Source organism: Candidatus Poriferisodalis sp. (genome assembly GCF_965208485.1).
In the GTDB taxonomy this organism is placed as follows: domain Bacteria; phylum Actinomycetota; class Acidimicrobiia; order Acidimicrobiales; family Poriferisodalaceae; genus Poriferisodalis.
In genome coordinates this window covers 2,024,138-2,041,278 of sequence record NZ_OZ242344.1, presented here as the reverse complement: position 1 = coordinate 2,041,278, position 17,141 = coordinate 2,024,138, and the positions used below count along the sequence as shown (strand labels likewise).

The 17,141-nt window shown below is 66.2% G+C and carries 19 protein-coding genes and 3 tRNA genes; 12 read left to right on the top strand and 10 right to left on the bottom strand.

Annotated features, from left to right (window positions below; translation table 11 throughout):
* The first annotated feature begins 26 nt into the window (after nucleotides 1-26).
* Entirely contained in the window at nucleotides 27-578 is a 552-nt protein-coding gene (locus ACOGXQ_RS09480; protein ID WP_419947156.1) for a PAC2 family protein, read from the top strand.
* Nucleotides 575-1,990: an NAD-dependent malic enzyme gene (locus ACOGXQ_RS09475; RefSeq protein WP_419947155.1), complete on the top strand. Its 1,416-nt coding sequence runs from the start codon at nucleotides 575-577 to the stop codon at nucleotides 1,988-1,990. The genes ACOGXQ_RS09480 and ACOGXQ_RS09475 overlap by 4 nt, the downstream gene beginning before the upstream one ends.
* A gap of 110 nt (nucleotides 1,991-2,100) precedes the next feature.
* On the opposite strand, the gene ACOGXQ_RS09470 is transcribed toward ACOGXQ_RS09475, so the two are convergent.
* Together ACOGXQ_RS09470 and ACOGXQ_RS09465 are read right to left on the bottom strand one after the other, a co-directional pair.
* Nucleotides 2,101-2,173 (bottom strand) — tRNA-Phe (locus ACOGXQ_RS09470).
* 1 nt (nucleotide 2,174) lies between these two features.
* Nucleotides 2,175-2,249: transfer RNA gene (locus ACOGXQ_RS09465), tRNA-Asp, on the bottom strand.
* Nucleotides 2,250-2,578: 329 nt separating this feature from the next.
* Between ACOGXQ_RS09465 and ACOGXQ_RS09460 the strand changes: the two genes are divergently transcribed.
* Nucleotides 2,579-3,643 carry a DNA methyltransferase gene (locus ACOGXQ_RS09460; RefSeq protein ID WP_419947154.1) on the top strand — a complete coding sequence of 355 codons (1,065 nt, stop codon included), beginning with the start codon at nucleotides 2,579-2,581 and terminating at the stop codon, nucleotides 3,641-3,643.
* Between the two features lie 140 nt (nucleotides 3,644-3,783).
* Nucleotides 3,784-4,569 carry a hypothetical protein gene (locus tag ACOGXQ_RS09455; RefSeq protein ID WP_419947153.1) on the top strand — a complete coding sequence of 262 codons (786 nt, stop codon included), beginning with the start codon at nucleotides 3,784-3,786 and terminating at the stop codon, nucleotides 4,567-4,569.
* A gap of 122 nt (nucleotides 4,570-4,691) precedes the next feature.
* Here ACOGXQ_RS09455 and ACOGXQ_RS09450 read toward each other — a convergent pair whose 3' ends face one another.
* From ACOGXQ_RS09450 to ACOGXQ_RS09435, 4 genes are all read right to left on the bottom strand, one after another.
* Nucleotides 4,692-5,942 (bottom strand): winged helix-turn-helix domain-containing protein, encoded by a 1,251-nt coding sequence (locus tag ACOGXQ_RS09450; RefSeq protein WP_419947152.1) that lies wholly within the window; start codon nucleotides 5,940-5,942, stop codon nucleotides 4,692-4,694.
* A gap of 54 nt (nucleotides 5,943-5,996) precedes the next feature.
* Nucleotides 5,997-6,161, bottom strand: coding sequence for a 50S ribosomal protein L33 (gene rpmG / locus ACOGXQ_RS09445; protein WP_419907843.1), 165 nt, complete (start codon nucleotides 6,159-6,161; stop codon nucleotides 5,997-5,999).
* The gene (gene rpmB / locus ACOGXQ_RS09440) at nucleotides 6,161-6,397 is read right to left on the bottom strand and encodes a 50S ribosomal protein L28 (protein ID WP_419947151.1); all 237 of its coding nucleotides are present in this window, start codon (nucleotides 6,395-6,397) and stop codon (nucleotides 6,161-6,163) included. The genes rpmG and rpmB overlap by 1 nt, the downstream gene beginning before the upstream one ends.
* 111 nt (nucleotides 6,398-6,508) lie before the next feature.
* Entirely contained in the window at nucleotides 6,509-6,715 is a 207-nt protein-coding gene (locus tag ACOGXQ_RS09435; protein WP_419947150.1) for a hypothetical protein, read from the bottom strand.
* 52 nt (nucleotides 6,716-6,767) lie between these two features.
* Between ACOGXQ_RS09435 and ACOGXQ_RS09430 the strand changes: the two genes are divergently transcribed.
* Genes ACOGXQ_RS09430 through ACOGXQ_RS09420 form a run of 3 tightly spaced genes read left to right on the top strand, consistent with a single transcriptional unit; the run spans nucleotide 6,768 to nucleotide 9,465 of the window.
* Nucleotides 6,768-7,307, top strand: a complete 540-nt coding sequence (locus ACOGXQ_RS09430) for an NUDIX hydrolase (RefSeq protein ID WP_419947149.1) — start codon at nucleotides 6,768-6,770, stop codon at nucleotides 7,305-7,307.
* A gap of 53 nt (nucleotides 7,308-7,360) precedes the next feature.
* On the top strand, nucleotides 7,361-8,056 hold the full coding sequence (locus tag ACOGXQ_RS09425; RefSeq protein WP_419947148.1) for a response regulator transcription factor: 696 nt from the start codon (nucleotides 7,361-7,363) through the stop codon (nucleotides 8,054-8,056).
* Nucleotides 8,053-9,465, top strand: coding sequence for a HAMP domain-containing sensor histidine kinase (locus ACOGXQ_RS09420; protein WP_419947147.1), 1,413 nt, complete (start codon nucleotides 8,053-8,055; stop codon nucleotides 9,463-9,465). Before ACOGXQ_RS09425 ends, ACOGXQ_RS09420 begins: the two co-directional genes overlap by 4 nt.
* Nucleotides 9,466-9,593: 128 nt before the next feature.
* Here the strand turns inward: ACOGXQ_RS09420 and ACOGXQ_RS09415 are convergent.
* The 4 genes from ACOGXQ_RS09415 to ACOGXQ_RS09400 all read right to left on the bottom strand — a co-directional run bounded on the left by ACOGXQ_RS09415 (nucleotide 9,594) and on the right by ACOGXQ_RS09400 (nucleotide 11,711).
* Nucleotides 9,594-9,666 (bottom strand) — tRNA-Glu (locus ACOGXQ_RS09415).
* A gap of 74 nt (nucleotides 9,667-9,740) precedes the next feature.
* The gene (locus ACOGXQ_RS09410) at nucleotides 9,741-10,229 is read right to left on the bottom strand and encodes a DUF2017 family protein (RefSeq protein ID WP_419947146.1); all 489 of its coding nucleotides are present in this window, start codon (nucleotides 10,227-10,229) and stop codon (nucleotides 9,741-9,743) included.
* Nucleotides 10,230-10,288: 59 nt separating this feature from the next.
* A complete protein-coding gene (gene clpS, locus ACOGXQ_RS09405) occupies nucleotides 10,289-10,594 on the bottom strand; it encodes an ATP-dependent Clp protease adapter ClpS (RefSeq protein WP_419947368.1) in 306 nt (101 codons plus the stop codon).
* 79 nt (nucleotides 10,595-10,673) lie between these two features.
* Nucleotides 10,674-11,711 (bottom strand): COX15/CtaA family protein, encoded by a 1,038-nt coding sequence (locus ACOGXQ_RS09400; protein WP_419947145.1) that lies wholly within the window; start codon nucleotides 11,709-11,711, stop codon nucleotides 10,674-10,676.
* A 36-nt stretch (nucleotides 11,712-11,747) separates the two neighbouring features.
* Here ACOGXQ_RS09400 and ACOGXQ_RS09395 point away from each other — a divergent pair, with 36 nt between their 5' ends.
* The 5 genes from ACOGXQ_RS09395 to coxB all read left to right on the top strand — a co-directional run bounded on the left by ACOGXQ_RS09395 (nucleotide 11,748) and on the right by coxB (nucleotide 17,132).
* Nucleotides 11,748-12,632, top strand: coding sequence for a heme o synthase (locus ACOGXQ_RS09395; protein WP_419947144.1), 885 nt, complete (start codon nucleotides 11,748-11,750; stop codon nucleotides 12,630-12,632).
* Between the two features lie 187 nt (nucleotides 12,633-12,819).
* Nucleotides 12,820-14,541 carry a cbb3-type cytochrome c oxidase subunit I gene (locus ACOGXQ_RS09390; protein ID WP_419947143.1) on the top strand — a complete coding sequence of 574 codons (1,722 nt, stop codon included), beginning with the start codon at nucleotides 12,820-12,822 and terminating at the stop codon, nucleotides 14,539-14,541.
* Nucleotides 14,541-15,161 (top strand): cytochrome c oxidase subunit 3, encoded by a 621-nt coding sequence (locus ACOGXQ_RS09385; RefSeq protein ID WP_419947142.1) that lies wholly within the window; start codon nucleotides 14,541-14,543, stop codon nucleotides 15,159-15,161. The genes ACOGXQ_RS09390 and ACOGXQ_RS09385 overlap by 1 nt, the downstream gene beginning before the upstream one ends.
* 7 nt (nucleotides 15,162-15,168) lie before the next feature.
* Nucleotides 15,169-15,939 (top strand): hypothetical protein, encoded by a 771-nt coding sequence (locus ACOGXQ_RS09380; protein WP_419947141.1) that lies wholly within the window; start codon nucleotides 15,169-15,171, stop codon nucleotides 15,937-15,939.
* A complete protein-coding gene (coxB, locus tag ACOGXQ_RS09375; protein ID WP_419947140.1) occupies nucleotides 15,939-17,132 on the top strand; it encodes a cytochrome c oxidase subunit II in 1,194 nt (397 codons plus the stop codon). Before ACOGXQ_RS09380 ends, coxB begins: the two co-directional genes overlap by 1 nt.
* Nucleotides 17,133-17,141: the final 9 nt, after the last annotated feature.

The window sequence follows — 17,141 nt, the reverse complement described above, 5'->3', positions numbered from 1 at the left end:
GGCCTCCTATCGGCCGTAGTGATGCCGTGAACGACTCCGATCAGGCCGACGCTGGAGCTCCCCAACCGATCGTCGTCTGGGACGGCGCGCCCAAGTTGCAGAATCCGCTCCTGCTCGTCGCCTTCGAGGGTTGGTTCGATGCCGGCGAATGCGTGACGGGCGCACTGTCGTGGATGCGCCGGCGCAGCGAGGCCAGGCGGGTCTGCCACATCGATCCCGAGGAGTTCTTCGACTTCCAGGAGAGTCGTCCGCACATCGAGACCACCGACGAGGAGGAGCGCCGCATCCGCTGGCCGGAGATCGAATGCCATGTCGTGCCCACCTCCGCGGCCGGCTCAACCCCCACCGCCGCCATCGAGCCAACCCGCGGGTCATCAAGCGCAAGATGCCCAAATGGCACGCCAAACATGCCAGACACCACCACTGGCCTCAACCCATCGGGCCGCCCCTCGCCACAATGCAACCACCCTGACTTAACGGTATTGGGGCTAGGTCAGAGCCAAATCGGCTGGCTTGGCCCAATACCCTGCCTGCCCATTATCCGGCTAGTGCAGGAGCCGCGCCAGGAGCACCGATGAATGCCACTGCAGGGTCGCGACCCACCGCCGCCTATTCCGCCACGCTCGAGGTCGAACTGACCCACCAGCCGGGCACGCTCGGCAGGCTGTGCACGGCTATCGGCGACGTAGGCGGCAACATCCAGAGCCTCGACGGCTTCACCATCACCCAAGGCACGCTGCGCCAACACATCGTGGTCGACGCCTCCAGCGAGCAGCACATCGTCCAGATCTGCGACGCCGTCAACGGTCTCGAAGGCATCACGGTTATCTCGTCGATGGACCGGACGTTCGAGCTGCACGACGGTGGCAAGCTCGAGACGGTCACCCGCATCCCGCTGCGCAATGCCGACGACCTCTCCATGGCTTATACACCCGGAGTAGCACGCGTGTGCCGGGCGATCACCGACGACCCCGAGCGCGTCCACGATCTGACGATCAAGGGCAACACGGTTGCGATCGTCACCGACGGCACGGCGGTGCTGGGCCTCGGCGACATCGGCCCGGCCGCAGCCATGCCGGTCATGGAGGGCAAGGCGTTGCTTTTCAAGGAATTCGCCGGGGTGGACGCCTTTCCCATCTGCCTCGATGTCAGTAAGCCCGAAGAGATCGTCGAGACGGTCATCCGGCTGGCGCCGACCTTCGGCGGCATCAACCTCGAAGACATCGCTGCACCGGGCGCCTTCGAAGTCGAGGAGGCACTGCGCGCGGCGCTCGACATCCCGGTGTTCCACGACGATCAGCACGGCACGGCCGTGGTCGCCCTGGCGGCGCTGGAGAACTCGGCTCGCATCGTGGGCAAGGAGTTGGCGAACCTGCGCTGCGTCATCTTGGGGGCAGGCGCAGCGGGCGTGGCCACGGCCAAGATCCTGGCAGGCGCAGGCATCGGCGACGTGATCGCCTGTGATCGCAAGGGAACGATTCATCCCGGTCGCAGCGAGCTGAACCACGCCAAGGAATGGCTGGCTGCCAACACCAACGCTGAGCGTGTTGCTGGTTCTGTTTCCGACGCCATGGCGGGCGCCGATGTGTTCTTGGGCCTCAGCGGCCCGGGGCTCATCACCCGCGACGATGTGGGGTCGATGGCGGATCGGCCGATCGTGTTCGCGATGGCCAATCCCGATCCCGAGATCCTGCCCGATGCCATCGGCGACATCGCCGCTGTGGTTGCCACCGGCCGCAGCGACTACCCGAATCAGATCAACAACGTGCTGGCGTTCCCCGGCATCTTCCGCGGCGCCTTCGACGCGGGTGCCACCGACATCACCGAGAACATGAAGATCGCCGCAGCCGAGGCCATCGCCGCAGGCGTGTCGAGCGACGACCTCGGTCCCGACCTGGTCATCCCCACAGCCTTCGACCGCTCAGTCGTCCCCGCAGTCGCATCAGCAGTAGCCGCCGCAGCCCGCGCCGACAACGTCACTCGCGGCTAAGGCCCCACGAGACTCGCCGCGACCGCACCCCTTTTCTCTGCGGGCGAGGGCGAAGCCTTCGAGCTTTTCTATTGTCGCGAGAGCGGCGAAGCCTTGCTCTCGCACCAGAGTGGTCGGGACCGGCGTCGATCCGGTGACCTCACGCTTTTCAGGCGCGCGCTCTGCCAACTGAGCTACCCGACCGCGGTCCCGACGGGATTTGAACCCGCGACCTCTGGCTTGACAGGCCAGCGTGAACTCCAGACTTCACCACGGGACCAGCTGTTTGCTGTTTGCCCTGCAACGGAATCCGCGGCCGAGGTCGCAGCCCATGCAAGAGCAGCAACGATAGCCACCTCGCTCAGCAATCCGCGCGGTGAAATGCGCCGCGGAGACGGTCGGCGAGATCGCCTCGGCGTCCGACCGTGACACCGCTGCCCCCGCACCACCTCGACAGCGCCTGCAGTTCCGCCGTCAGGGCTTCGAGCGCACGTGACTGCGCAGATCCACCGGTGGGCTCGTCTAGCCATAGCGTAGCCGGCGTGCGATTATCGACGGCCTCGGGCGATGAGCAGTAAACCGGTGACACCCTCTGCCTATTCTGGCCGCATGATGACCGAACAAACGCGCGAGTTCGCCACAGTGGACGAATTGCGGCCTTGCTGGTCGCTGCACCGCGGCGATGTTCTCGACGTCTACGTGGATTGGCCGCGGCCTTCACTGATCATGTCCGATGGCGCATACGGCGTCGGCGGTTTCCCGGGCGATCCACGCACCGCGTCTGAGCTGCCAGAATGGTATGCACCACACATCGAGAATTGGTCCAAGTTTGCTCATCCGGCTTCGACGCTGTGGTTCTGGAACACGGAGATCGGCTGGGCAAGTGTGCATCCGCTGCTGGCTGAGGCCGGGTGGGACTATGTGCAGAGCATCGTGTGGGACAAAGGGCTCAGCCATATCGCTGGCAACGTCAACGGCGACACGATCCGTCAGTTTCCTGTGACCACCGAAGTCTGCGTGTTCTACCGTCGGAGACTCGAATTCGAGACATCTGAGGGCGTCATGTCCGCCAAACAATGGTTGCGCCATGAATGGTGCCGGACTGGCCTGCCGCTGTACCGCGCCAACGAGGCTTGCGGAGTCGCGAACGCAGCGACTCGAAAGTACTTGACTCAGGATTGGCTCTGGTACTTCCCGCCGCCAGAAATGCTGGAGCGGCTGGTCGTCTACGCGAATCGCCATGGTGATCAGCAGGGTGCCCCCTACTACTCCGTGGATGGAGCCACGCCCCTCACAGCATTTGAGTGGTCGCGTCTGCGTGACGTCTGGACGCACGCCCACGGATTGACGAACGTGTGGTCTCAACCGGCGCTGCACAGCAACGAGCGCTTCAAGGGCAACGGCATCCGTTCTGCACCGCGAGTCCACAACCCCGGTCGTAATGCAGCGATTCATCTCAACCAGAAGCCGATTGAATTCATGCGGCGCATCATCATGGCGGCCACCCGCCCAGGCGATGTGGTCTGGGAACCGTTCGGTGGATTGTGCAGCGCCGCTGCGGCGGCAATCGAGTCCGGGCGGCACTCATTTGCGGCTGAGCAGGTGGATCACTTTGCTGATGTCGCTGAACAGAGGCTTCTGGAGGCATCGGCTACTCCGCATGGGAACCTGTGATGCCCAGCGAACCTCATACCAGGAGCGTCGACGAACCGACCGCGCCTCAGCTGGACCCTGACCATCGAGTCACGTCCCTCACTAACCGGGTCCGGGATGCACTGACGGCCTTGCCGATTCACTTCCAGTCGCCAACTGTCATGGAAGGCCTCGATGCGACGGATCTCTTCGCGTTGAACACGGTCCTCGGCGCGACAATCGAAGTGCAGGTGGTGGAAGCGCTGAACCGAATGCGCGATGTGTGGGACCCTGAGGGCGAATGGCCATTGCATGAATTTGTGCGACAGGCTCAGACGTTTCCCGATGTTCTCTTGCGCCGTCGGAGCACGGAGGGTGTCGACGATGTGGCGATGGGAATCGAGCTAAAGGGTTGGTACCTGCTCGCGAAGGAAGCGGTACCGAGTTTTCGGTACACCGTGACTCCGATGGCATGCACGGAGTGGGATCTGCTCGTTGTGGTGCCATGGTGTCTGTCGAACGTGGTATCGGGCCGGCCGCATGTACTTGCCCCAGGCATCTGGTCAGCCCGATATGCCGCCGAGTACCGCAACTACTGGTGGCAGAACATCCGACAAGCCCGCAGCGACACGACGATCCGCGTACCCGAAGGGGTCGAGCCATACAGCGGCCGGGATCACACGGTTGACGAACCGGTCTCTGACAGTGGCAACAACTTCGGCAGGATTGCACGCATCGGAATCATGAATGACTGGATCGACAACGCAATTCGGCAGCCCTTGGCTGGGATTCCGGCTCGAGACTGGGCAGCGTTCTTGCGAAAGCACACTGACGACAGTGATCCCGAGACTGTGTGGTCCATCCTGAATGCAGAGGCCACCGAAGTTCTTGTCGGAGCAAATGCGGCACGCGCTGAAGAGATACTCGCCACCCTTCGGCGTCTGGCGTCGTTGCTTGGCCCCGGCTGAAACTTCAGGAAGCGAATCCGAACCATCTGACGCAGAGGACGTGAGTCAGCGGACTCGGCGCTCATGCGTGGGTCGCCCTTCGGTACGCAAACGAGCAGTTGCCTTGGCGTGGCTTGAGCACTCTACGCAATCGCGCCGCGGAGACGGTCGGCGAGATCGCCTCGGCGTCCGACCGTGACACCGTTGCCCCCGCACCACCTCGACAGCGCCTGCAGTTCCGCCCTCAGGGCTTCGAGCGCACGTGACTGCGCAGATCCACCGGTGGGCCAATGCGCCGGTTCGGTCCATGCTGCGGGCACCTCGAGCCGGCCGTGCTCCCGGTCGAAGCGCACGTCCAGCCGGGCGACCAGCGCGTCGTCGTGCAGGAACGGAAGCACGAAGTAGCCGTATTGCCGTTTTGCTTTGGGCGTGTAGATCTCGATGCGGTAGCGAAAGCCGAAGAGACGCTCTGCGCGGGGTCGGTACCAGACGAGAGGGTCGAACGGGCTCAGCAGCACCGACCGGGACCGCCGCCGGGCAGCGCGCTGACCCGCGGGGACATACCCCGGTCGATCCCAGCCTTCCACTGCCACCTCGCAGAGCTGGCCGTCATCGACGAGCTCGGCGATGCGTGCTGGCGCGATGCGCTTCGGCAGCCGGTGGTAGTCGATGAGGTCATCGGCGGTCGCCACCCCGAGACAGCGTGCGGCATCGGCCAGCAGCGCTCGGTGCGCGTCGGGTTCGTCCACTACCGCCTCGACCACCTCTGGGGGCAGTACCCGCTCGATGACGTCGTAGTGACGCACGAAGCCGGCGCGATCGGCGACGCCGACGCGACCGGCCCAGAACAGCCACGCCAGCGCCAGCTTTCCGTTGCTGCGCGTCCCCCAGGGCCCGCGCACGCCAGGACCCCAGTCCATCGCGGCATCCAGTTCGGCGGTTGACGCTGGACCGTTGGCGTTCATCCAGTCGAGCGCCGCAGCGATCTTGGGCTGGTTGGCCTGCCCGAAGCGCGCGTACCCGCTCCACATGTCACCGGCGGCGCCGCGGCGCATTCGCCAGCCGAACAGCGGCCAGTCGGCGACACGCACGAACGACGCCTCATGTCCCCAGTACTCGGTCAGCTCCCGGTCAGTCGCCGGGCGGGCGTACGCCGCACGCTCCAGCAGCCCGAGCACAGCGTCGTGCGTGCCGCCCATCCGGGCACGCAGCACCAGCAGGTGTGAGCGCGCCAGCGCGTTGACGGCATCGATCTGCAGCAGGCCCATGCGGTCCATGGCCCGGCGCAGGTGCCGGGTGTCCAGCCGGCCCGGCGGCAGCGGCGCTGCCAGCCCCTGGGCGCCGATGGCAAGACGCCGCGCGGCCAGCAGGCTTACTCGCCTCTGCTGAGTCATCGCCGTTTCTGGGTCACTCGTCGCCGGTGATTCCGGCGCCTTCCAGCGATTTTCTCAGCGCTCTTCTCTGAAGATGACGTGGCGGCGCAGCACCGGGTCGTACTTGCGCAGTTCGATGCGGTCGCGCGTGTTGGTCTTGTTCTTGCGAGTCGTATACGTGTAGCCCGTGCCCTCGGTGGACTTGAGCTTGATGATCGGCCGCTTGTCGCTCTTGGGCATCAGACCTTCTCCCCGCGGTTGCGCAGCTCGGCTACCACCGATTCGATGCCGCGCTTGTTGATCGTCTTGATGCCCTTGGCGCTGACGGTCAGCGTCACCCAGCGTCCCTCATTGGGCACCCAGAATCGCTTCCGCTGGATATTCGGCTTGAACCACCGCTTGGTACGCCGATGCGAGTGGGACACGTTGAAGCCCGAATGCGGTCGCCGGCCGGTGACTTGGCAGATGTTGCTCATTCCAAGCAGCTCCATGCGAGAGGACTCGACAACGGCGCACAAGGCTAGCGAGCAGTCCACTGGGGTCGCGCGGTGGACTTCGCAGTGGCAGCCATCCGATGGAGAACGAAATCAGTCGGATTGCAGCCGGGGGATGATCTCGCGGCCGACGCGCTCGAGCACGTCGTAGCGCGGGTCGAAGTTGGGCAGGATCATGATCTGATCGAGGCCCCGCTCGCCGGGGTCCTCCAGCCGCTCCGCCACTTGGTCGGCCGTCCCCACGATGCAGGTGGCGTCGATCAGCTCGTCGGTGAGGAACCGGGCCTCTTCAGGCAGCACCCAGCAGTTGTGGCCGGCATGGATGCGCTGGTGGATGCGCTAGACACGAACCGTGGCATCCGACGGGGCGAAGTCGTCGAAGAATCGGCGGAAGAAGGCCGCAACGGCACCGCCTGCGGAAGTGCCGCCGAAGACGCGCCGCCGCCAGATCGAGCGGGGTCGCTATGTCAATGCTCCTGTCGACCGGGCTGCGGGCGGTGTGGTCTGCCATGAAGGCTCGGTCCTGGTCGTTCACCGGCCCCGCTATGACGACTGGTCGCTGCCCAAAGGACACCTCGACCGGGGTGAGACGTGGGAAGAGGCGGCACTGCGTGAGGTGCGCGAGGAGACAGGCGTCCGGTGCGCGATCACGTCTGCGCCGTACCCAGTCAGCTACCTGATCGGCAGCGACGTGCCCAAATTGGTGCTCTTCTACTTGATGGAGCCGACGAAGCTGCCCAAGCGCCTCGCGGGTGACCCCAGCGAGGTTGACGAAGTGGCCTGGTGGGACATCTCCGACGCCGTGCGAGCACTCAGCTACGAATCTGAGCGAAACGCCTGCTTGGCGCTCACCATTGGTCACCTGCGCCACCGCAGCTCCGCCGCGAGCTGAGCGGGACGAGCTTTCTCACCCGACTCTCACGAAGCGCGGCCCACAATGGGTCCATGAGCGCGAGCGTCGCAGTGGTCGACGACGACCAGCGCATCCGCGAAGCGCTGCGTCGGGCGCTGCATCTCGAGGGCTACGAAGTGCTGCTCGCAAGCGACGGCCTTGAAGGCGAGACGCTCGCCGCGCAGGCCGACGCGATGGTGCTGGATGCCACCATGCCGAACTTGGGCGGGTTCGAGCTGTGCCGCAGGCTGCGTGCCGCGGGAAGCCGGCTGCCGATCCTGCTGCTGACGGCACGCGGCTCGACAGCCGACCGGGTGGAAGGTCTCGACGCCGGAGCCGATGACTACCTGCCGAAGCCGTTCGCGCTGGACGAACTGTTGGCTCGAGTGCGTGCGCTGCTGCGTCGGACCGCTGCCGACGATGCCGCGGCGCAACACGAGCGTCTCACCTGCGGCGACATCGTGATGGACACCGCCAGCTACGAGGTCACCTGTGCCGGCAACGACATCACGCTGACGCACACCGAGCACCGACTGCTGGAGTTGTTTCTCCGCAATGTCGACCGGGTCCTGTGCCGCGACGAGATCTACAACGCCGTGTGGGGCTACGACGTGTCGCTGGCATCGAACTCCCTCGAGGTCTACGTGGGCTACCTGCGGCGCAAGCTGTGCACCCCGGCCGGCGAGACCCAGCGGCGGGGCGCCATCCAGACAGTGCGCGGAGTGGGATACGTACTGAGGCGCCCATGAGCTTCCGCACTCGGCTCGGACTGCTGGTGGCCGCCTCGGTCGCCGTCGCAGTGCTGGCTACCTCGGGCGCGGTGCTGTGGATCGCCCGCAACGAGGCCCGCGGTGCGCTCGACGAGCAGATCTGGGACCGGGTCGAGTTCCTGCGGCTCGGCGAAGATCGCTTGCCCGAGCCCATCCGCTTTCGGCCCTTCGGCCGCAACGTCACCTATGACGTGATGCTTCAGGTGATCGGACCCGACGGCTCGGTCGGCTACTTCTCGGAACAAACGCTGCCGGTGTCCAGGACCGATCGAGCGGTTGCCGCCGGACATCGTTCCCGCGTGCACTGGGACGATCTCGACGCCGACGGAATCCGGCTGCGCGCCGTGACGGTGCCGCTGGGACGGCGAGGTGCCCTCATGGTGGCCCGTCCGCTCACGGAGGTCGACGCGAGCATCCATGGGCTTCGCAATGCCATGGCGGTCGTGGCAGTGGCAGGAGTTGCCGGGGCGGGTCTGCTGGGGTTCTGGGTGGCCGGCCGTGCCATCCGACCGATGCGACGGCTCACCTCCGCGGCGCGCAACGTTGCGGTGACCCAAGATCTCGATCAGCCCATCGAGATCGAGCGAGATGACGAACTGGGCGAGTTGGCTGCCAGCTTCAACGCCATGCTCGAGGCACTGGCTGTCTCCCGTGCCCAGCAGCATCGACTGGTCACCGACGCGGGCCACGAGCTGCGCACGCCGCTCACCAGCATCCGCACGAACATCGAGCTGTTAGCCCGGGCCGACCAGCCGTCGCCTGGTGGCGAGAGCGATGTGCCTCCCGAGTCGCGGCCCGTGCTCGATCCCGATGAGCGGCGGCAGATGCTCGATGACGTGCTGTTCGAGCTGGACCAGCTCACCGACCTCGTGGCCGAGCTGATCGAGCTCGCCACCGACCAGCATTCGCTCGGAGAACCGACGGTGATCGATCTGCCGGAGATCGTCTCTGCTGTGGCGGATCGGCACCGTCGCCGCGCAGGCGTCGAGATCGTGACGAGCTTCGCGCCCTGCCGGGTCGAGGCGAGCGTGGCCCTGCTGGAGCGCGCAGTCAGCAATCTCGTGGACAACGCGGTGAAGTGGTCGCCCGCAGGCGAGCCCATCGAGGTCAGCGTCGTGCGCGACGACAACCAGGCGATCGTGCGGGTGCGAGACCGGGGACCCGGCATCGATCCCGGCCTGCGCAGCCTCGTCTTCGAGCGCTTCTTCCGGGCACCCGAGGCTCGAGCCCTGCCCGGTTCAGGACTCGGCCTGTCCATCGTCGACTACGTGGCGCGCACCCACGGCGGCACCGCTGCCGTCGTAGACACCGACGGCCCCGGCACCACCGTCGAGCTCCGCCTCCCGCTGACCCCCGAAGCCGATTCGCCCCCAGTCAACGCGGACTGAACCAGCTGCCGCGCATCTGCCTCCGAGTCCGTCTCAGGTCATCCGTTCTGTCGAGGAAACGAACCGTTCCTCGACAGAACGGATGAGCGAGTAGCGGGAGGCCGGTGTGGCGCAGAGGTGACCAGCTGCACCCCCAACGGGATTCGAACCCGTGCCGCCGGCGTGAAAGGCCGGTGTCCTAGGCCGCTAGACGATGGGGGCAGGGCATCTCAGGCTACGCCCCGCCACAACGGCGGCCACCGGTGCTGAATGCAGGGAATTCCGCTGTGATGGCACTAGCGATGCGCGGCGTCGATGAGCTCTGCCAGCAGGCCGCCGAGGTAGTGATACCGCAGCCGCGGCCGCTGGGCGGGATCGTGCGGATCGAGATCGGTCGGGTCCTCTTCCTCGGAGATGTCGAGCTGTGTGCCGAGCACCAGGCGCAGCTCGTTGAGGCCCTGCATCCAGGCGATGACCTGCGCATCGTCGAGATGGTCGGCGTCGAGCGTGCAGTCCAGCAGATCGAGATGGTCGAGACGCTCAGCGAGCAGTTCGTCGCGCATGAGCCGCTGGTACTCGGCGTCGTGGTCGGGGTCGCCCAAGTAGGCCGGAGGGAAGAGGCGCCGCAGCGACGGATCCAAGCCGTCCCCGCCGTCCCGGGCCGGTGTGTGATCCAGCAGGTTGCTGCGCAGTTCGCCCACCATCTCAGTGAGCAGCCGTCGCTCCCAGTCCGCGAGATGCACGCTCACCAGCGAGCCGCGCGCTCCGAATCGAGTCCCCGTCACCGTCCCGCCGCTCTCGCATCAAGGTTGCCGACGGTTGTCGGCGGGGGCGCGGGCACAGCTCAGTCGTCCTTCTGCATCGTGGCCCACAGGCCGTATTCGTGCAGGCGGAAGACGTCCAGCTCGGCCTGCTCGCGCGTCCCCCACGCAACGGCTGCACGGCCCTTGTGATGCACGTCGAGCATCAGCTGGGTCGCCTTGGATTCGCTGTAGCCGAACAGCTTCTGGAACACGTACACGACATAGCTCATCAGGTTGATCGGGTCGTTCCACACCAGGACGACCCACGGGGAGTCCGTGTCGTGGTCGTCTTCGGTGGTCGTCTCTCGGATGACCTCGGTCTCGGTCACCGCTTGGGCCCGCGGCAGCGGCACCACCGGTGCATGCAACTGCGGCTTCGAACCAGCCGGTGCAGGCCTCATGGTGGGAGCGGGCGGACTCACGGGCTCATTCTGCGAAGCCGCGGGACGCGATGCCAACCGGATCGGTGCCATTCGGCGACTCCGCTGGGTTGTGGGCGGCCTCCGCGGCCAGCACCAGCCGTGTCATCGTGATCGTCAGCAGCGTGGCCCCGACGACGTGCAGCGCGACCAGCACCACGGGCAGTTCGTTGAAGTACTGCACGTAGCCGATCGCCGCCTGTGCGGCCATGACAGCGATCACGGTGCGGATACGCCTTCCGAGATCTGCCGCAGCGGCGCCTATCGCCTTGCCACGATGCGCTGCTGCCAGCCGCCGCGCCCGAAGGCTGAGCAGCAGCGTGGCTGCAGTCAGCGCCGCCACGGTGATGCCGTGAATGCGAGCCACCGACGGCAGCGCGAACTGCAGCCGCTCGACATGCTCGTCGCCGCCGTGGGGCCCGGTGCCGGTCACCACGGTGCCCGTGAACAGAGCCGCTGCCGTCAGCAGCCCTGACAGTCCACCATGAGCACGGATGCTGCCGGCAAGCCGTGTGGCGTTGCAGGCGGGTTCGGGCGGTTCGCGTTCTGCCCGGTGCTGAAGCACTACCGCGGCCGACACCAAGACTTGCGACGCCAGAAAGTGCGACATGACGATCGGCGGTGACAGATGCGTCAGCACCGTGACAGCGCCGAGACCGATCTGGAACGCCACCCCGGCCACGAGCACCAGCGACCACCACACGAGATCGGCGCGCCGGGGGCGACGCCACAGCGACGCGCCGACGGCCAAGATGACGGCTGCCGAGACCAGCCCCGTCACGATGCGATTGCCGAATTCCACCCATCCGTGAAAGTCGGCGGCCGGCACGAGCTCGCCGGGTTCGCAATTCGGCCAATCGCTGCATCCCAGACCGCTGCCGGTCAATCGCACGAGCGACCCCGTGATCACGATGGCCACGAGCGCCCACAGTGCCCAGCGGGCGACGAGCGCGAACCGCGCAGGCGTGATTCTCGGCCTGTGCTCTTGCAGGCGCATTGAATACACCAAGCGGCGCCCCGACGGCGACGAGCCCGGCAATCTCACGCTGAAACGCTAGAGGTCACTCGTAGCCTCACAGCAATGCTGGCGACGTTGCGCCCGACGCTGCGGGGATTGGTCGCGCTCACCAAGCCGCGCATCATCGAGCTGCTGCTGGTCACCACGGTGCCGCCCATGTTCGTGGCTGAGCGCGGCGTGCCCTCGGGGGCTCTCGTCGTGCTCACTGTGATAGGGGGCACGTTGGCTGCCGCCGGCGCCAACACCTTCAACATGTTCATCGACCGCGACATCGATGCGTCGATGGAACGCACCGCGCATCGGCCGCTGGTAACCGGCGCCGTGAGTCCCCGGGCTGCGCTGGCGTACGGCGTCCTGCTCGAAGTTGCGGCCTTCGGGATCCTGTGGTGGGGCGCCAACCTGCTGGCGGCAGCGCTGGCGCTGTCTGCCTGCCTGTTCTACGTGTTCGTCTACACGCTGTGGCTGAAGCGATCCTCAGCGCAGAACATCGTCATCGGGGGTGCCGCCGGCGCCGCCCCGGTGCTCGTGGGATGGGCAGCCGTGACCGGTTCGCTGGCGCCCGAGGCGTGGATCGCCTTCGGGATCGTGTTCTTCTGGACGCCGCCGCACTTCTGGGCCTTGGCCGTTCGCTACGCCGACGACTACAGCAAAGCCGATGTGCCGATGCTGCCGTCGGTTGCCAGCGAGCGCTCGGTGCTGACCCAGATGACGGTGCACACGGCGGCCGTGGTCGCGCTGTCGCTGTGGTTCGCCGTCGTCGCGGACGCCGGAGTCCTGTATTGGACAGTTGCAGTGACCACCGGAGCTGCGTTCGGTGCGGGAGTGCTGGCGCTGTGGCGTGCGCTGACGCCGAGGGCCGCGATGCGCCTGTTCCACATGTCCATTGCCTACCTGGGCTTGCTGTTTGCAGCGATGGCGGCCGACGTGATCGTCCGGTTCGGATGGTGACGCACCCGAGGTTCCGTACCGGCGGCCGAGCGGCGACACTGCCTCGCCTGCGGAGTCGGTCGACAATCTGGTTCGCCGCAGCTGTGCTGCGGGCAGTCTGGTCCAGTGGCGCGCGGGTCGCTAGAGTTCGCCGTTGGCGTCGCCCCGAAGCGGCGCTGCCAGCCGAGTTCGGGAACCACTTCGCCGCATGACCGACGCCACCACCGAAGCTGTGCCTTCGACAGGGTCTGCCGTAGCTTCGCAGGCAGAAGACCCGACCGTGTTCGGTCTGTTGAACACCACCGATCACAAGCGCATCGGCCGGCTGTTCATCGGCTTCTCGCTGCTGTTCGCGCTTGTCGGCACGATCACCGATGCGCTGGTGCGCTTCGATCTGGCGTCAGACAGCGGGCACACGGTGCTCAATGTCGAGACCTTCACCCAAGTCTTCATGTTCACCCGCGATTCGCTGGTGTTCGGCATGCTCATCCCGTTCTTCCTGGGTGTGGCCATCTACATCGTCCCGCTGCAGGTAGGTGCACCGAACATCGCCTTCGGCCGGGCAGCCGCGCTGTCGTTCTGGGGGTGGCTGATCTCGTTCGGTGTGCTGGTGGGTGCGTACATCGGCAACGGCGGTCCTGCCGGCGGCTGGGATGCCGGCGTCAGGCTGCACTTGCTCGCCCTCGCCGGACTCGTGATGTCGCTGCTGATCGGCGCGATCTGTGTCGCTGTCACCACGCTTACCATGCGCGCCCCGGGCATGTACATGGACCGCACGCCGCCGTTCGCTTGGTCGGCGCTGGTCACGGCATCGATGCTGGTGGTCAGCCTCGGCGTGGTGCTGGGCCAGATCGTGCTCCTCTACATCGACCACGGGTACGGCCGTCACTTCCTGGACGGCAACTACGGCATCTGGCCCCGCATCGACTGGATGTACCGGACGCCGCAGCTGTTCATCTATGTGGTGCCGGTGCTGGGCGTGGCGGCTGAGATCATGCTGGCCGCTGCACGTCGCTGGGTCTTCGAGCCGCTGGCGCTGTATTTCACCATGGGCCTCGTCGGCCTCTTCGGCTTCGGTGCCTGGGCCAACTTTGGCATTGTCGGCGAGGGCGCCGACATCGTCGACGATCCGGAAGGCATTGTCCTGGTCGGCCTCTATGGAGGTGCCCTCGCTGGAGTCGGAGGTCTGCTGGCGCTGCTGGGCTTCACCGTGTGGCAGAGCCGCAAGTGGCCGCGTCCCACGACGGCGGTGCTGGCGGCCTTCGGCGCCGGAAAGCTCATAGCCGTAGCGGCGCTCGTCGGGTTGGTCGGCGCTGGTGTGGACTGGCTGCAAATTGCGGGCCGGGGCGTCGACGGGAACGCCCCGCTGCGCTTCACCACTTGGGTCACGGGACAGCAGAGCCTGCTCATCTACGGGGCTGGTCTGCTGGGAGCGCTGGCGGCACTGCACTGGTGGGCACCCAAGATCTGGGGGCGGCGGTTGTCCGAATTCGTCGGATGGGCCAGCTTCGCCGCAATCGGCGGGGGCGCATTTCTGGCGTGGCTCGGACCCACGCTGTCCGGTGCCTTCACCGAGCAACCCCAATTCGTTTATAGCGACCCGGTGCTGACCACTAGGTACAGCGGCTTGACGGATGCATCAGGAGCTGAGGGCCTGTCGTTGCTCGGCGGCGTTGGCGTAGTCATCGTGCTCGCGGGCATGGGGCTGGTCGTGCTGAATCTCTTGGTCTCGGTGGGCATGGGCAAGGGCGCCGAAGCCGATGCAGATCCTTGGGGCGGGCTGACGCCCGAATGGCTGGCAGGCTCGCCCCCGCCGCTCGGCCCAGCGGAGACTCTGCCCGAGTTCAGCTCTGGAACGCCGCTGCTCGATGCCGAGATGAACGGCAGCGTTGAATCCGCTGAGCGCGAGGTTGCCGAGGTGTCGACTTGATGTCAGAAACCACTGTGAGCACCGTTGAGGCGCCTCAGCCCGGGCGCTACATCGTTCCCGGCCCGCCGCCGCGCCCCCGCAGCCAGCTCGTCGGGACCGGCTTCGCCATTGCAGCAGGGTCCATGGCGGTCGCCGGTGCGCTGGGCCACTACATGGCACGTCGGCACCTCATAGACGACCCGGGACATGCCTGGCTGGACGGCCAGTCAGTACCGAACCCACAGCTCGTCTACGCCCTCATCACCCTGGGGGTCTCGATCGTGACGGCGCACTGGGCGCACTGGGCCAGTCGGCGCGGAGAGCGCGGCCACACCTGGGTGGGCATGGCCATCACGCTCGTGATGGGGTTCGCCTTCTTCAACATGGTGATGTACAGCCTGAACCGCATGGGGATCGAGCTCGGCGCGGGCGAGTGGGAGAACTTGGCCTTCTCGGTGACCGGTCTCTCGCTGGCCATCCTGATCGTCGGAATGTTCTATCTCGGCCTGATGACACTGCGCTCGCTGGGCGGCAGCGTGGGTCGCGACCGCTCGACGCTGCTGGGGTCAGCAGTCTTCTTCTGGGACTTCGCCGTGCTTGCGTGGGCCGCCACCTGGTACGTCGTGTACGTGGTGAAGTAGGGGATCGATGGTCGGCATCGCCAGCAGGTACTTCGCCGGTCGCATCGCGCTGGCCGCCGCGGCCGCCGCCGTGGTGGGCGTCCTCACCGGCATGGACGGCACGGGTCACGTGGTCATGTACGCCACGATCGTGCTGGGCGTCGCTGCCGGTGCGTTCGCACTGCTGTTCGCCCTGGCGCTGACGGTCGGCGACGGCGACTCGCTCGACCGCGAGCACCTGGCCGACTACCGACCCACGCCGGCCTACTGGCCGATCATGGCGGCGCTGGGCATGGGCGTGCTCATGGTGGGCTTGGTCGCCGACTCGCTGCTCGCCATCTGCGGTGTGGCTCTGCTGCTGATCTCCGCCTTCGAATGGACGATGAGCGCATGGGCCGAGCACCTGTCGACCGATGCGGAGTCCAACGCCGTTGAGCGGGCACGGCTCATGCGGCCATTCGAGATCTCGCTCTACGGCGCGTTGGGCATCGCGATACCGGTGGTGCTGGCGTCGCGGATCTTCCTGACGGTGAGCAAGACGGCTGCAAGCCTCGTCGCCATCGTGATCGCGTCGGTCATCCTCGCCTTCGCCTTCGTCGTGTATGCCAAGCCGCGGCTCCGGCGCTCCATCGCTGCGTCAGTTCTCGTGCTGGGCGGCGTGGCGCTGATCGTGGGGGGCATCGCTTCTGCCGTCGTCGGCGAGCGCGAGTTCCACCACCCTGACGGTCATGCCGAGGTTGGCGACGATGGATCGCACTCATCTGATGAGATGAGCGAGTCTGAGGGGGGTCACGAGTGATGGGCGCCCGATTCGCTCGACGCTGGCGCGTCAGCGCCTTGGCAGGTGTCGCTCTGCTGGTTGCCGGCTGTGCCACGGGTCAGCTCGACGCCACCAAACCCGTCGGCGAGAACGCCAGGGACATTGACTGGATCATGCGCCTGTCGGGTTGGATGGCCGTCGGAGTGGGCATCTTCGTGGCGGCCGCGGTGGGCGCGATCATCCTGAAGTTCCGGGCCAAGCCCACCGACGATCCTGACGATCTGCCGCCGCAGATTCACGGCCACCGCAAGGCTGAGATCACCTGGACGCTGATTCCGACCGTCCTGCTCGTCTTCCTGACGGTCATCACGCTGCCGACGGTGTTCGCGCTCGCCCGTGAGGGCGACGGCCGCAAGATCAAGGTCGAAGGCCAGCAGTGGTGGTGGCAGTTCACCTACGACGTCAACTCCAACGGCGACTTTGACGACGCTGAGGACATTGTCACTGCGAATGATCTGGTCATTCCCGTCGGCGAGGAGATCAACCTTGAACTCCACTCGAACGACGTCATCCACTCGTTCTGGATCCCGCAGCTGAACGGCAAGCGGGATGTGGTGCCGGGTCGCGTGCACCACTGGCGGATCAGCTCCACCGAGCCCGGCATCTTCTACGGCGAATGCGTGGAGTTCTGCGGTCTCAGCCACGCCAACATGCAGATGCGGGCCATCGTGCTGACCGAAGCCGACTTCGAGCGTTGGCTCGCTGAGCAGCAAGCAGGACAGCAGCGGGCCGAAGAACCGCTCGAGGAGGGATCAGCTGAGGCTGCAGGCGCCGCCCTGTTCGAAACGCATTGCATCAGCTGCCATGTGGTCGACGGGGTGTACGACAGCGCGGCCAATGGCAAAGCGAACCTGCTTGCAGGCGTCGCGCCGAACCTCACGAACCTGATGAGCCGCACCGCCTTCGCGGGGGCGCTGTATGAGACCTATCTGCAGGATTCCGACCGGGAGTACCTGCGCGGACCTGACGGCAAGCTCATCCTCAACCTCGCCGAGCTGCGGGAATGGGTGCGCAACGCGCCCGAGATGAAGCCCGCACGCGCGGACAACCAGCAGGGCATGCTGGACTTCGCCGAGGTGCTGACCGATCAGGACCTCGACAACCTGATGGCCTACTTGCAGACCCTTGGCAGCGAGCCGGTGCTGCCCGCGACGAACGCCGGCGCACGCTGAGGAGGACGA

What these genes read in the sequence shown, in the direction of transcription:
- rpmB (WP_419947151.1), bottom strand. Translation starts at nt 6,397, where the DNA reads ATGAGCAACATCTGCCAAGTCACCGGCCGGCGACCGCATTCGGGCTTC.
- ACOGXQ_RS09395 (WP_419947144.1), top strand. Translation starts at nt 11,748, where the DNA reads ATGCTGGCGACGTTGCGCCCGACGCTGCGGGGATTGGTCGCGCTCACC.
- ACOGXQ_RS09425 (WP_419947148.1), top strand. Translation starts at nt 7,361, where the DNA reads ATGAGCGCGAGCGTCGCAGTGGTCGACGACGACCAGCGCATCCGCGAA.
- ACOGXQ_RS09390 (WP_419947143.1), top strand. Translation starts at nt 12,820, where the DNA reads ATGACCGACGCCACCACCGAAGCTGTGCCTTCGACAGGGTCTGCCGTA.
- ACOGXQ_RS09450 (WP_419947152.1), bottom strand. Translation starts at nt 5,942, where the DNA reads ATGACTCAGCAGAGGCGAGTAAGCCTGCTGGCCGCGCGGCGTCTTGCC.
- ACOGXQ_RS09420 (WP_419947147.1), top strand. Translation starts at nt 8,053, where the DNA reads ATGAGCTTCCGCACTCGGCTCGGACTGCTGGTGGCCGCCTCGGTCGCC.
- ACOGXQ_RS09385 (WP_419947142.1), top strand. Translation starts at nt 14,541, where the DNA reads ATGTCAGAAACCACTGTGAGCACCGTTGAGGCGCCTCAGCCCGGGCGC.
- ACOGXQ_RS09380 (WP_419947141.1), top strand. Translation starts at nt 15,169, where the DNA reads ATGGTCGGCATCGCCAGCAGGTACTTCGCCGGTCGCATCGCGCTGGCC.
- ACOGXQ_RS09460 (WP_419947154.1), top strand. Translation starts at nt 2,579, where the DNA reads ATGATGACCGAACAAACGCGCGAGTTCGCCACAGTGGACGAATTGCGG.
- ACOGXQ_RS09455 (WP_419947153.1), top strand. Translation starts at nt 3,784, where the DNA reads ATGGAAGGCCTCGATGCGACGGATCTCTTCGCGTTGAACACGGTCCTC.
- coxB (WP_419947140.1), top strand. Translation starts at nt 15,939, where the DNA reads ATGGGCGCCCGATTCGCTCGACGCTGGCGCGTCAGCGCCTTGGCAGGT.
- ACOGXQ_RS09475 (WP_419947155.1), top strand. Translation starts at nt 575, where the DNA reads ATGAATGCCACTGCAGGGTCGCGACCCACCGCCGCCTATTCCGCCACG.
- rpmG (WP_419907843.1), bottom strand. Translation starts at nt 6,161, where the DNA reads ATGCCCAAGAGCGACAAGCGGCCGATCATCAAGCTCAAGTCCACCGAG.